Annotated in this window: 10 protein-coding genes; 3 read left to right on the top strand and 7 right to left on the bottom strand. The window is 49.6% G+C overall.

The genetic code is table 11. The features are described 5' to 3' along the window. Positions 1-25 precede the first annotated feature (25 nt). Entirely contained in the window at positions 26-1,081 is a 1,056-nt protein-coding gene (locus CVU71_18150) for a hypothetical protein (protein ID PKN16950.1), read from the top strand. 14 nt (positions 1,082-1,095) lie between these two features. Here CVU71_18150 and CVU71_18155 read toward each other — a convergent pair whose 3' ends face one another. The 7 genes from CVU71_18155 to CVU71_18185 form a co-directional block, all read right to left on the bottom strand. Continuing rightward, the gene (locus tag CVU71_18155) at positions 1,096-3,033 is read right to left on the bottom strand and encodes a molybdopterin biosynthesis protein (GenBank protein PKN16951.1); all 1,938 of its coding nucleotides are present in this window, start codon (positions 3,031-3,033) and stop codon (positions 1,096-1,098) included. 10 nt (positions 3,034-3,043) lie between these two features. Continuing rightward, positions 3,044-4,282: a molybdopterin molybdenumtransferase MoeA gene (locus CVU71_18160; protein PKN16952.1), complete on the bottom strand. Its 1,239-nt coding sequence runs from the start codon at positions 4,280-4,282 to the stop codon at positions 3,044-3,046. Between the two features lie 279 nt (positions 4,283-4,561). Continuing rightward, entirely contained in the window at positions 4,562-5,644 is a 1,083-nt protein-coding gene (locus tag CVU71_18165; protein ID PKN16953.1) for an ABC transporter ATP-binding protein, read from the bottom strand. Continuing rightward, positions 5,641-6,339, bottom strand: coding sequence for a tungstate transporter permease (locus CVU71_18170; GenBank protein PKN16954.1), 699 nt, complete (start codon positions 6,337-6,339; stop codon positions 5,641-5,643). Before CVU71_18170 ends, CVU71_18165 begins: the two co-directional genes overlap by 4 nt. 16 nt (positions 6,340-6,355) lie before the next feature. Then, positions 6,356-7,183, bottom strand: coding sequence for a tungsten ABC transporter substrate-binding protein (locus CVU71_18175; protein ID PKN16959.1), 828 nt, complete (start codon positions 7,181-7,183; stop codon positions 6,356-6,358). A gap of 66 nt (positions 7,184-7,249) precedes the next feature. After that, positions 7,250-8,104, bottom strand: a complete 855-nt coding sequence (locus CVU71_18180; GenBank protein PKN16955.1) for a tungsten ABC transporter permease — start codon at positions 8,102-8,104, stop codon at positions 7,250-7,252. Between the two features lie 42 nt (positions 8,105-8,146). Then, positions 8,147-9,058, bottom strand: a complete 912-nt coding sequence (locus tag CVU71_18185) for a hypothetical protein (GenBank protein PKN16956.1) — start codon at positions 9,056-9,058, stop codon at positions 8,147-8,149. 644 nt (positions 9,059-9,702) lie between these two features. Between CVU71_18185 and fdnG the strand changes: the two genes are divergently transcribed. Both fdnG and CVU71_18195 read left to right on the top strand, forming a co-directional pair. Then, entirely contained in the window at positions 9,703-12,819 is a 3,117-nt protein-coding gene (gene fdnG / locus CVU71_18190; GenBank protein PKN16957.1) for a formate dehydrogenase-N subunit alpha, read from the top strand. A 1-nt stretch (position 12,820) separates the two neighbouring features. Beyond that, positions 12,821-13,604, top strand: a 784-nt coding sequence (locus tag CVU71_18195; GenBank protein PKN16958.1) for a formate dehydrogenase subunit beta, incomplete at its 3' end; no start/stop codon positions are given.

Here is a 13,604-nt window from a genome sequence, read left to right on the forward strand (position 1 = left end):
TGGAGCATGAGGGCAAACTGGTTGCATGGGGCGAGGAAAAGAAAGACGACGCCCATGGGCATCACGCGTAAGATGTTTTATATGCCCTGATTTCAGCAACGGTGTTATTCAATATAGGGAACGGTTCACCCACCCGTGCGGTGGCCGTTCCCTATATTCAGTATTAGACATTACAAAAGGAAGGTATGTTATATTTATGAAGTCCAGCAATCAAGAAACATCAGTCATGGATCAAATTATCGACCGTGCCATCGAACAAAATCCTCACGCAAGCGAACTGTTAAAAACTTTCGGGCCGATTATCACCAAACAACGTCAATTGGCGGACTCCATTGCTTTACCCAGGTTGGATTATTCATCCATCGACCGCGAAAAACTTCGCGCCGGTGTTTCCGTTATTCAGCAGATGAATTTGTTTTCACCGGACGATCCGTTTGCGAAAATTGCTCTATCCCTGGCGGAAGCAGTGAAGGAAAGCATGCCCAAACTGGCTGCAGAAATGGACCGTTTGTCCGACCTGATTCAAAATGGCAGACTCCGCCTTGCGGATTATTTTGAGGCGTCTGCGGGTGATAAAAACAAAACGACGGATGGCCGGGAAAATGATCTGAAAATATCCCCGTCCAATGCATCATTTTTAATAAGTCTCCTGGCGCGTGTGCTCTTGGAGAAGCGGGCAAAAGAAATTACGGAAGTCCTGGGGGAATTTGCCTGGGAAAAAGGCTATTGTCCGATTTGCGGCGAGTTTCCGTCGATTGCCCTGATTGAGGAAGAAGGCGGCAAACGGTTTCTGCATTGCAGTGCATGCGGTCAGGACTGGCGATTTACACGTGTGGTCTGCCCATACTGCGAAAAAGAAGCCCGGCAGGAGATGGACTATTTTTATGTCGAGAGCAAAACACAGGAATCGGCCTTTATCTGCGACACGTGCAAAAAATATCTCGTGACGCTATACCGAGCCGGGCGTCTGCACGCCCGGGATATGGATATTTCGGCGATTGCTTTGGTGCATCTGGATATGATCATGCAGGACAAGGGCTATGAACCAATGGTTGCCTGTGCCTGGAATGTTATCGGCTGACAATGCTTGCAGTGTCAGGAACCTGTCTCCATCACCAGCTCTCCGCTTCGGGACGGATCATACCCGCCGAGAGCTAGAACTCTTTCACGGAACCCCGGAGAGCGGATGGTGTCAAGAATGATCCGGATATTCGGATCATCCAGAAAAACGGTCGGTATCACGAGGTCGTATTGCTCCTGATCCATGGGGATAAAGTCCAGGTCAAGCGCTTTCGCGGCCGCGTAAATGCCCATGCCGCAATCAGCCGCACCGCTTAAGACATCCACGGCCACGGACATGTGGGTAAACTCCTCCTGATCATAACCTTTGATGGCTTCGGGCCGAATGCCTGAGCGGGCGATGTTGTAATCAAACAAGATGCGGGTGCCTGAACCTGCCTGCCGGTTGACAAATGAAACATCATCCCGGGTGAGGTCCATGATGCTCTTGATGCCCTTGGGATTACCCTTTTGAATGATCAGACCCTGTTCCCGCAGAACGAGGCGAAAGAGGCTTACACGGATTCCCTTAAGGTAACGATTGATGTAGGAAACATTATATTCACCTGTTTCAGCATCCAGCAGGTGAGCGCCCGCGCAATGGCAGATGCCTTTCCTGATTGCCATCAGGCCGCCCAGGCTTCCCGCGTTTCCTGAGGATATCCGGATGTTCTTTTCCGTGCCTTTCCTGATCTCATCGGCGAGAATATCAATGGTGATGTCATGGCTTCCGATAACGACAACGGTATTTTGCAGCTCTTCTTCGCTCACCAGGAGTTCGGCATTGATCAACTCATCCTGCGTCACACCTTCGGCAAGCGGCGGAATGCGTAAGATTCCTTCCGCCCTTGTCAGGGTGGTAACAGACCCCGCGGACCTGGGCAGCGGGGTTGCTATGAATCGTTCTCCTACTTTGCCGATATTGACACGGATGAATTCCTCCATCCCCAGTTTTGAAGGAATATTCGTCGATGGATTTACAGCGATGGATCTGCCCTGGGGAGCAGGAAGGCCCTGCAAACCGAAAAGAAGGGGCCTGGCAAATTGTTCGAAAGAGAGAATCGCGGAGACGGTATAACCCGGAATGCCAATGACCGGTTTCCCTTGAATAACGCCGAGGATGGTTGGTTTTCCCGGCATCATGGCAACCCCGTGCACCAGGACTTCCCCGATCCGGGCTATGATGCCGGCGTTGTAATCCTTGGAACCTGCCGAAGAACCGGCATTGATGATAATCAGATCCGCATCCGAATCCGCTGCCCGCAAAAGGGCGGCACGGATATCCCCTTCCTGATCAGGGGTTATATCATAAACAAGAGGTTCTCCCTGCGCCTCACGAACAAGTCCGGACAGGGTGATGGAATTGGATTCAATGATTTGATTTTTTTTCAGCTGGCTCAGATTCGCAATATCTCTGTGGCGGATAAGTTCTGTTCCGCTCGGGATGATGATCACTTTGGGTTTTTTCCGGACTGGCACCGTAAAAACACCTGCGGCAATCAGAGCGCCCATGTCATAGGACCGAATCACATGGTTCTGGGGGAGAATCAATTGAGTCGCGACGATGTCCTCACCCACTTTTCTGATATTCTGCCAGGGATAGGCGGAGGAGAGGATTTCAATACGGACGTCGTCGAGTTGATGGATTTTTTCTACCATGATAACGGCGTTATAGCCTTCAGGCAGGGCCTGACCGGTATTGATCCATAAAGCGTTATCACCCGCCTTTAAAATTATTGGTGTTTTTTCAGTGGCGCCGTAGGTCTCTTCTGCCCTGACCGCAATGCCGTCCATAGCAGCCGAGTGGTAAGTCGGCGCGGAAAATTTCGCGAAGACGGGTTGGGCGGTCACACGCCCCAGGGCGTCTTCGACGTTGATCTCTTCAGGAAGGGTTTTCTTTTCCTGCCATACCTTTGAAAAAATATTCCGGGCTTCGGCAAGCCCCTTCATTGCCAGATAGACGTTCCTCTTCATTATCCATGCCTCATGTAAAAGGCTTAAAGAGCATGACTTCAACAGTCTGTCCTTTGTAGAGCCCTTCCGTATTTCTGTCGATCTTCAATAATCCATGGGCTTCAACCAGCGTGGAGATCAGCCCCGACTTGCCAAAAATCGGTTCCGCGAAAATTCGTCCATCCCTTTTATCCAGCCTGACCCGGATATAATCGTCTCTCCCGCCGGCCGATTCAATGTTGCGTGTAAGTTCCGCCCGCAGATAAAAATGATGGTCATCCGATGCGCCTGCCACACCTGATAATCTTGATAAGAATGGATTTAAGAAAATTTCCGCGACAACCATTGCCGAAGCAACGTGCCCCGGCAGTCCAAACACAGCCTTGTTGCCGATCCTGGAAATGATGGCCGGCTTTCCCGGACTGACGGCGATGCCGTGTACCAGCAGTTGGGCGTGATCAAAGGATTCCAGCACCTTCAGGGTCATATCCCGGACACCGACAGAACTGCCGCCGGATATCCAGACGGTGTCGCAGGTTTCAAGTGCTCCGGCCACTTTCCGGCTCAGATCGGAAAAATTATCTTTGCATAGCCCCAGATTGACGGGAATGGCCCCGGCCTGACTGCAAAAGGCGCTTAACGTATAACTGTTGATGTCGCGGACCTGTCCGGGTTTCGGACTTTGATTAATGGGAATAATTTCATCGCCCGTTGAGATAATGGCGACCTTCGGTTTTTTGTATACGGTAATGTTCTGAATGCCGAGGCCCGCCAGAATACCGATATCCTGGGGGCGGAGAATGGCGCCCTTTTCAAAGATTACCACGCCTTTTTTAAAATCATCACCCGGCATGACGACATTCTCCAGGGGTGACACGGCGCGGCTCACTTCAATGGTTTTTTCATCCAGATGATGACAGTACTCGATCATCACCACCGCATCCGCGCCTTCGGGAATCATCCCGCCCGTCGATATCCGGACGGCCCTTCCGGGCGTGACGATGTCGGTGGGAATCTGGCCCATGGCAACCTCTCCCACCAGTTCCAGAAAAACCGGAAGGTTTTCAGACGCTCCGAAAGTATCGCAGGCCCGCAGAGCATAACCGTCCATGGTGCTCCGGCGAAAGTTCGGCAGGTCCTCTTCGGCAACTATTTCCCGGTTCAGGATCCGGTTAAAGCCATCTGCGATTAAGATTGTTTCCGTGCTTACCGGGTCGAAACCCTTCAAAATTTCAAGGACCTCTTCAGATGTCTTAACTTTAAGAAACATAGCCTTTCTCCTTGTGCGGGCTAAGAACTCACGGAACAACCATTCAGCATGATGCATGATTTTTTATGCTCCCGGCGCTGCGTCGTTTACAGTGTATTTTCAATTTGACTTAGCTCTTTGTCGAAGATCGCAGCCGGGCGGAAAACAGTGTCCGGGAATTATTTTTAAAAGGGATAAAAAAATCCCTTGCCGGATTGATAATCTAATTTTCTCAATATGCCAAGAGAATAAATATAACGGGCGCGACCATCTTTCGGGCGCCAGGTTCTACGACTTTATTTATTCCCGACGCATGACGTGCAAGGCGGTGGCTTTAAAAGAAACTGAAATCGTTGACCCTTCACAAAGGCCTAAATCTTCACAGGAAGGAATGGTAACATAGGCAACGATGGGGAAACCACAATCCAAAATCATTTTATAGAAGAAAGCCTGACGGACGATCTTCTGAATTCTGGCCTTAAAGACATTACGGGCGCTGGTTTTTTCGGGTATTTCCGATGAAACGGTGATGTTTTCAGGTCTGATGCAGCAGTATACATTTTGTCCGGGTAAATAATCATTACCCACTGCCGTAATTATTTTCCCTGCTACCAAAATCTCCATCAGACCTGCGTTGCTGCTTTTGACCGTGCCTTCCAATATTGTTTCCGTCCCGACGAAGCTTGCCACAAATTCGGAGTCCGGCTCGTTAAATATCCGGGCGGTCGTCCCCGACTGAACAATCTTGCCTTGAGCCATAACGGTGATATCCTGCGCCAGGCGCAATGTCTCTTCACGATCATGCAGCGCCATGACCGCCGTAATCTTCGTTTCCTCCAGAATATGCCGCAGATCGTCGATGAGCGTTTCCCGTGTTGGAGGATCGAGCGAGTTAAAGGCCTCGTCCATCAGGATTACTTCCGGCTTCAGGGCAAAGGCGCGCGCGAGGGAGACTCTTTTAGCTTCGCCGCCGGAAAGCGTTTTAGCCGATCTTGCAGCAAGAGAGCTGATGCCGAAATAGTCCAGTGATTGGTCAACACGCTTTTTAATTTCACTGCCCGTCAGATGCCGGAATTTCAAACCCAGCGCGACATTCTTATAAACAGACGTATGGAGCAGCAGCGGTTCCTGGAAAACAACGGAGACGCTCCGGCGCATATGGGAACGGCTGGCGCTGCTGTCTACAGGTTTTCCATGGTAGTAGATTTTCCCCTGGCTTGGCTTTAACAAGCCCGCCATGGTTATAAGGAGCGTTGACTTGCCTGCGCCATTGGGCCCGATCAGGGCAAGAATTCTCCCCTGTGCGACATTCAGTTCTTTGATGTCCAATACCGTTGCGCCGCCGCGGCGGACGATTAAATTTTGAACCGTTATGATATTCATCGGAGATGCTGCCTTTGCTGGATCTGTGTGAGCAGGAGGTTGACGAGAAACGCAACAATGAGGAGGATGATGCCCAGCGCAATGGCAATATCAAAATTTCCTTTGCTCGTTTCCATCACAGTGGCTGTCGTGAGCACACGGGAATATCCTTTGATGTTGCCGCCGACCATAATGGAAGCACCTACTTCAGAAATGACGCCGCCGAAACCGGCCATGACGGCGGCCAGGAGCGGCAGCCTGGATTCTTTAATCAATACCCACACCATCTGCATGCGGCTCGCACCCAGCGACAGGATTTGCAGGCGCAGGTTGGGCGGCAGGTTTTGAATGGCGGCCAGTGATATCCCCATGACAATCGGCGTGGCAATAATCGCCTGCGCAATAATCATGGCATAGGGGGTATAGAGAATTTCCAGAAATCCCAGCGGTCCGCTGCGCCAGATCAGCATGGTTACAAAAAGGCCCACGACAACAGGCGGCAACCCCATGCCCGTATTGATCAAGCTGATGACCAGCCTTTTCCCGGGAAAGTTGGTTAAAGCAACCGCTGTTCCAATGGAAACGCCGATGAAGAGGCTGATCAGAGTGGCTGTCCCTGATATTTTCAAAGACAGCCACGTGATCCCCATTACTTCCGGATCAAAACTGATGATCAGTTCAAAAGCTTTAATGATCCCTTGAATAATTAATTCCACTTACTGCCTCTGATCTTTACTTTCCTAAGTCTTCGACCTTTTTCCCCGCATCAGGGAAAAACAGGGGTGAACCGAATTTGGTGACGCCGAATGTTTTAATGATGTCTTGAGTCTTTTTGGCGACCATGAAATCGGCAAACGCTTTGGCGCCTTCGGCGTTGGCTTTCGGCCACTTGGCGCTGTTCACTTCGATGACATGATAAATATTGAGCAGTGCCGCATCGCCTTCCACCAGAATATTCAGGGCAAGACTCTTTTTCATCGCCAGATAGGTGCCGCGGTCAGCCAGGGTATAGCCTTTTTTCTCAGAGGTTACATTAAGCGTCTGTCCCATGCCAAGGCCGGTTTCCTGATACCATTTCTGTCCCGCAGGTGTGATGCCGGCTTGTTTCCATAGTTTCTTTTCCTGAGAATGGGTTCCTGAATTATCGCCGCGCGATGTAAACAATGTACCGGCATTGGCGATCTGCTTCAGTGCATTTGCCGACGATTTTAAGCCTTTGATTTTAGCCGGATCGGATCCCGGTCCGACAATAATAAAATCATTATGCATGACCAGACGTCGGTTGACGCCGTATCCTTCCGCGATGAATTTTATTTCGGCATCCGGCGAATGAACCAGCATGACATCCGCCTCGCCTTTTTTCCCCATGGCCATGGCCTGTCCGGAACCCACGGCAATCGTTTTAACAAAATAACCCGTTTCTTTTTCAAAGATGGGCAGCAAAACGTCGAGCAGCCCGGAATCCTGTGTGCTGGTGGTTGTCGCCAGAATGATATTCTTTTGCTTGGGCGCGGCAAAAACATTTACCGTTCCCAATACAACAAGTACGGTAACAATCATTAACGTGATGAACCATTTGCTGTTTCTGAACTTCTGCATAATCGATCTCCTTTATGTCGGTCATAGCTATTTTTTGTTTGTTTTTTGCCATTCAATCGAATTGGGGAAAAACAACGGCGCTCCGTATTTCTCCTTGCCGAAATCACGTATGATCAGCTGGCCTTTTTCAGGTGACGTCAGCCACTTTACGAAAGTCATGGTGTCCTGGCGGTTTATACGGGGGAATTTGGCCTGATTGACGGGAAGCAAAGAGATAAAGTTCAAAAGTGTCTCATCACCTTCCACCAGAATGACCAGCTTGATTTGATCTTTAATCGATAAATAAGTGGCCCTGTCAATCACCGTATAGGCTGATTGCTGATTCGTGTATTTCAATGTGGGAACATTGCCCTCGGAGCCTTTTTCATAAATGTTGTACCAGGGGCCCTGCGGTTTGATCCCGGCTTTTTTCCAGAGCTCCATTTCCGCCACATGCGTTCCTGATTTGTCGCCACGGCTGATAAACTTAACGCCTTTGTCCATTATTATTTTCAAGGCTTCCGTCGCGGATTTTTTTCCTTTGATGCCGGCCGGATCAGAATCGGGACCAACCATAACAAAATCGTTATACATCAGGGGAACCCGTGCCGTCCCGAAACCATCAGCAATAAACTTTTCCTCCAGTGACTTAGCGTGGGCCATCACCAGATCGATCTGGCCCTTTTCGGCCATTTTCAGGGCCGCGCCGGTTCCCGCGCCGACATGCCGCACACGGATACCGGTTTCTTTTTCAAACTGGTCCTCAAGGGCGCCTACAATGCCCGCATCAATCGGGCCGATCGTGCTGGACAAAAAGATAAACTGATCGCCGTCGGCGGCCAGGGCCAGAGACGACCATAGTAAAATAAACGCCACTAAACATTTTCCTAATAAAAATTTCATTTATGAAGCCTCCTTATATTTTCTGATTGATCAATGATTGCATCAGGAATGGAGAATTCTGCCGGTATCTTTAAAGTTGTAACTCCCGTTTTTTTCTACACGGCTTTTAAACTGATCCGATTGAAGTGTTTCAATAAAAGCCTGAATCGCCGGCTGAAAGAATGTGTCCTTGTCCAGGATCATGTCAAAACGTTCATTGAGCAGGGGATGGAAATTCAGATCGAGTATTTTAGCGACGGCGGCCGACGCGATTCCCACATCCGCATCTCCCGAAATAAGAGAAAGCCCCACCTCAAAATGTGTATAGACTTCATTATCATAACCCGAAATGTCACTATATGAGATTTTTCTGTTTTTCAGTTCATAGTCCAGCAGAATTCTGATGCCCGATCCGCGCTGCCTGTTGACAAAGCGTAAATCTTTGCGCGCAAGACTGTTCCATCCATCAAAGATATTCGATTTTGATTTTGCCGTCAGAAAACCAATCTGACGATAAAATAGATTGACGACAACCGGCTGATGATCCGGACAATATTTTTTTAAATAAGGCGTATTATAATCGCCGGTTTCCGGGTCATACAGGTGTGAGAAAGCAATATCCGTAAGTCCCGTATTGAGCGCTTCCAAACCGGACACACTGCCGGTATTGGCTGAAAAAAAATTAAAAGCCGGATGATCTTTTTTCATGGCTGTTAAAAGCATATCCAGCACCGGATCATTGCTGCCGGATGCCAGAAGCGCTCCGTCGATCTGGTTGATTTTTTTTCTTGCCTGCTGGAGACCGTCGTGGACGCTTGTTTGTATCCATTCGTCAATGAGTTTAATGGGGAAAATCCACTTCCCGGTTACCCGTGTGCAGGGGATTTTGCCCGCCTTCACGAGCAGGTAAACCTGCTTTTCGTGGATGTCTAAATATCTGGCCACTTCTTTGGTGTTCATTAATTCCCTGGACATAAATTCTCTCCTGGCAAGCCTGTCATAAAATCGACATGATGGTGTTTTCAACTTTCCGTTTCCGCTATGTTTTTCCGGACAGACGTCGGGTTTCACTTCCGGAATTAAAATTTATTAATAAAGTATATCGTGAAATTTTACAAGAATATTATCCTAAAATATGACTAATGATTACTTCAGCGTCCAAATTATTCTAAATCACCGGTCATGTTGGGACGTTGATATGAAAGTAGTGAACATCCATCATCCAGCTTCATATTATGTTAAAATTAAATCATTCAGAGCTTCAACTTTTTTCTTCGATTGACTAAAAGTCACCTTTTTAAATGACTAAAAGTCACATGACTTTATATCCAAATAGTTAAATGCCGTAGCATTCCGATCTTATTGTTATTTTGTATTATGTCAAATATGACATAAGCCATTGAAATAACTCATTTATTTAGTTGACAACTGCATGTAATGCATATATAAAGACCACGCAGTTAAAGGGTAATTTTCGCGAAATACATCGTGCTTTTTTGCCTTGGTTTTTCTTAATAGCTTTTCCCTGAAAATGATGACTCCATGGAAACGGCTGCTTCCTGAAGGTTAAAAAAGCATGATAAAGAACGTATAATTTCTGAGGAAAGGAGAAAGAATTCATGAACGTCAGCAGAAGAGGTTTCTTGAAGCTTTCCGGAGCTGTCGCAGCGGTAAGTGGTTTGGGCATAAGCCTGACGCCGGTATCCGCGCATGCAAAGGACTTGAAGATCAAGTACGCCAAAGAAACCACCACCGTTTGTCCTTACTGTTCTGTGGGATGCAGTATCATCGTATCCGTACGCGACGGGAAGGTCGTCAACACAGAGGGAGATCCCGATAGCCCCATCAATAGAGGTTCCCTGTGCAGCAAGGGCGGTTCCATCTATCAGATGGCCGTGAATGAGAATCGTCTGGGCAAGCCGCTTTACCGCGCACCTTTTGCCACTGCATGGAAAGAAGTCGAGTGGGAATGGGCGTTTGAAAAGATTGCTGAAAACGTCAAGAAAAGCCGTGACGCCAGTTTCAAAAAAACAAACGCAAAGGGTGAAATCGTCAACCGTACGGAAGGCATTGCCTCTGTCGGTTCGGCAGCGATGGATCTCGAAGAATGCTTCACGTATCAAAAATTCTTAAGGGGGTTGGGCCTTGTTTATATTGAACATCAGGCCCGTATCTGACACAGTCCAACTGTACCGGCTCTGGCAGAGTCGTTCGGACGTGGCGCAATGACCAATCACTGGGTTGATTTTAAGAATGCTGATGTTCTCCTGATCATGGGGAGCAACCCCGCTTCCAATCATCCCGTATCCTGGAAATGGATCCAGGAGGCAGTCGATAAGCGCGGCGCAAAGATCATTTGTGTCGATCCGCGCTTTACGCAATCGGCGGCAAAAGCTCATTTGTATGCACCTCTTCGTTCAGGAACGGATATCGCTTTCCTAGGCGGCATGATTAAATACATTCTGGACAACAAACTGTATTTCGAAGAGTATGTGAAAAACTATACCAACGCTTCCTTCCTGGTCAATCCGGCGCTCAAAATGCCCGGTGAGAACAAAGGCGTATTCTCCGGTCTGACCAACGGAAAGTATGAAAAAGATACCTGGTCATATCAGACAGATGGCTCGGGTGTGATTAAGAAAGACAAGAGCCTGAAAGACCCCAACTGTGTCTTCCAGCTGATGAAAAAACATTATTCCCGTTACACCCCGGAACTCGTGTCAAGGATCACGGGAACCCCCAAGGACAAGCTGATTGACGTTTACAAACTCTACGGATCAACCGGCAAGCCGGACAAGGCCGGCGTAGAGCTTTACGCGATGGGCTGGACACAGCATACAGTCGGTACGCAGAACATCCGGACGATGTGCATGATCCAGTTGCTTTTAGGCAACATGGGCATCGCGGGCGGCGGTGTTGCGGCAATGCGTGGCGAAGGCAACGTGCAGGGTTCCACTGATCACGGTCTGTTGTTCCACATCTGGCCTGGCTATATCGGAGCTCCCACGGCATCGCTTGCCACCCTCAAAGAATTCAATGAGAAGCGCACACCGCAAACCAAGGAAAAAGATTCCCTCAACTGGTGGAAGAATTTCCCGAAGTATTCGGCAAGCTTCCTGCGCTCCATGTACGGCGCGAATATGAGCATTAATGATGCTTACGCGACGATGCCCAAACTGGACGACGGTGCGAACTATTCCTGGCTGATGATTTTCGATCAGATGTACAAGGAAAAGTTCACAGGCTTCTTTGCCTGGGGCATGAACCCCGCATGCAGCGGCGCCCACTCCAATAAAGTTCGCCAGGCACTCGGTAAGCTGGACTGGATGGTCAACGTCAATCTGTTCGATAATGAAACCGGTTCCTTCTGGCGTGGTCCCGGCATGGATCCCACCAAGATCAAGACGGAAGTCTTCATGCTGCCCTGCGCATCTTCAATCGAAAAAGAAGGCAGCATTGCCAACAGCGGCCGGTTGATGCAGTGGCGCTATAAAGCAGTCAGCCCCGTGGGCGATGCCCTGCCGGACGGCGACATTATGAGTGAAATCCTCTTCAAAATTAAGGACCTTTACGAAAAGAAAGATGGTCCGCACAAAGAAGCGCTTACAAAGTTAACCTGGCCCTATGGTAAAATGGTTGGAAAACATTTCCATTACGAGCCCCGCATGGTGGCGGCCGAAATCAGCGGCTTCTTCCTTGAGGATAAGAAAGTGGAAAACCCGACCAAGAAAGGCGAATTCAAGGAATTCAAGAAGGGCGATCCCGTTCCGACATTTGCCTGGCTGCAGGATGATGGTTCCACGTCATCGGGGTGCTGGGTTTATTGCGGTTCCGTCGGCGAAAAAGGCAACCTGGCCATGCGCCGCGGGCAAGTCGATGCAACAGGTCTGGGTCTGTTCCCTGAATGGGCCTGGTCGTGGCCGGTCAACCGCCGCATTATTTACAACGGCGCGTCCGTTGACCCGGAAGGCAAACCATGGGATCCGTCCCGTGCCGTCATTAAATGGAACGGTGAAAAATGGGTCGGCGATGTTCCGGACGGCGTAGGCGATCCTGGTAAAGGGCGGCCGCCTTTCATCATGAAACCGGACGGCGTGGCCAGTCTGTATGGTCCAGGGTTAACCGACGGTCCTTTCCCGGAACATTATGAACCGCTGGAATGCCCGGTGGAGAAGAACCTCATGTCTCCGCAGAAAAATAACCCGGTCATCAAACGTTTCGACAAGAAGGGTGTGGGGTCGGATCTGGATGTTTACTCGGGTGTGGACAGTTGCGATCCGCGCTTCCCGTTCATCGGTTGCACCTATCGTGTCAGCGAGCACTGGCAGACGGGCGTTCTGACCCGCTGGTGTCCGTGGCTGGCTGAAATGCAGCCTGGCATGTTTGTTGAAATCAGTAAGGAGTTAGCCAAGCTTAAAGACATCAACAACGGTGATAAATGTATTGTAAGTTCGGCGCGCGGGGAAGTGGAAGCCACGGCCATCGTCACGCCGCGTTTCAAGCCGTTCATCATCGATGGGGATACCAATAATCCCATTCACGAAGTCGGCATTCCCTGGCATTTCGGATGGATCACAACAAAAGACCGGACATATAACCCCGGCGATAAAAAAGCCGAGGTCTTTACGCATGGTGATGCGGCGAACCTCCTGGTTCCGACCATCGGCGATGCCAACACTATGATTCCGGAGAGTAAAGCCTTCATGGTGAATGTTGTGAAGAAGGGGGTGAAGTAAGATGACCGAGAAAATTAAATTATACGACGATTCGAAGTGTACCGCCTGCCGCGGCTGCCAGCTTGCCTGCAAACAGTGGAATGCGCTGAAAGCAAGTCAGACGGAAAATCGGGGCACTTACCAGAACCCGCCAAAACTTAATCCGGACACCTTCCTGCTTATCCACTATCAGGATTACGTAGACAAGGAAGGCAACGTCAAGTGGCTTTTCCGCAAGGAAGCCTGCATGCACTGCACGGATGCGGCTTGTGTGACGGTTTGCCCCAGCGGTGCTCTGCACTACAACAAGGAAACCAGCACGGTGGCACTGGATCACGACAAGTGCATCGGCTGTAAAGAATGTGTCGCCGCCTGCCCGTTTGAAATTCCGCAGTATGACGCAAAAACGGACAAGGTTTACAAATGCGACATGTGTGAAAGCCGTATCACCAACAATCTGGATCCGGCCTGTGTCAAGGCCTGTCCGACCGGCGCCCTGTCATGGGGGCTCAAGGATAAAATGCTGAAGACCGCAGCCTCGCGCGTTAAAGCTCTGGGCGGGGATGCGGCAACCTACGGTGATAAATATGTCGACGGCACGCACTTCATGTATGTGCTCAAAGAAAAACCTGAGATTTACGCTGATATCCATAGGAATCCGAGCGTGCCATGGTCTGTCACACTCTGGAAGGGCTGGTTAAAGCCTCTGAGTCTGCTTGCCGCAGGCGGTGTTTTGGGCGGCGCATTCCTCCATTACATGATCCATGGGCCGAAGACGCCTCATGAAGATGTGAATGGACAGGATG

Source organism: Deltaproteobacteria bacterium HGW-Deltaproteobacteria-6 (assembly GCA_002840435.1).
GTDB lineage: Bacteria > Desulfobacterota > Syntrophia > Syntrophales > Smithellaceae > UBA8904.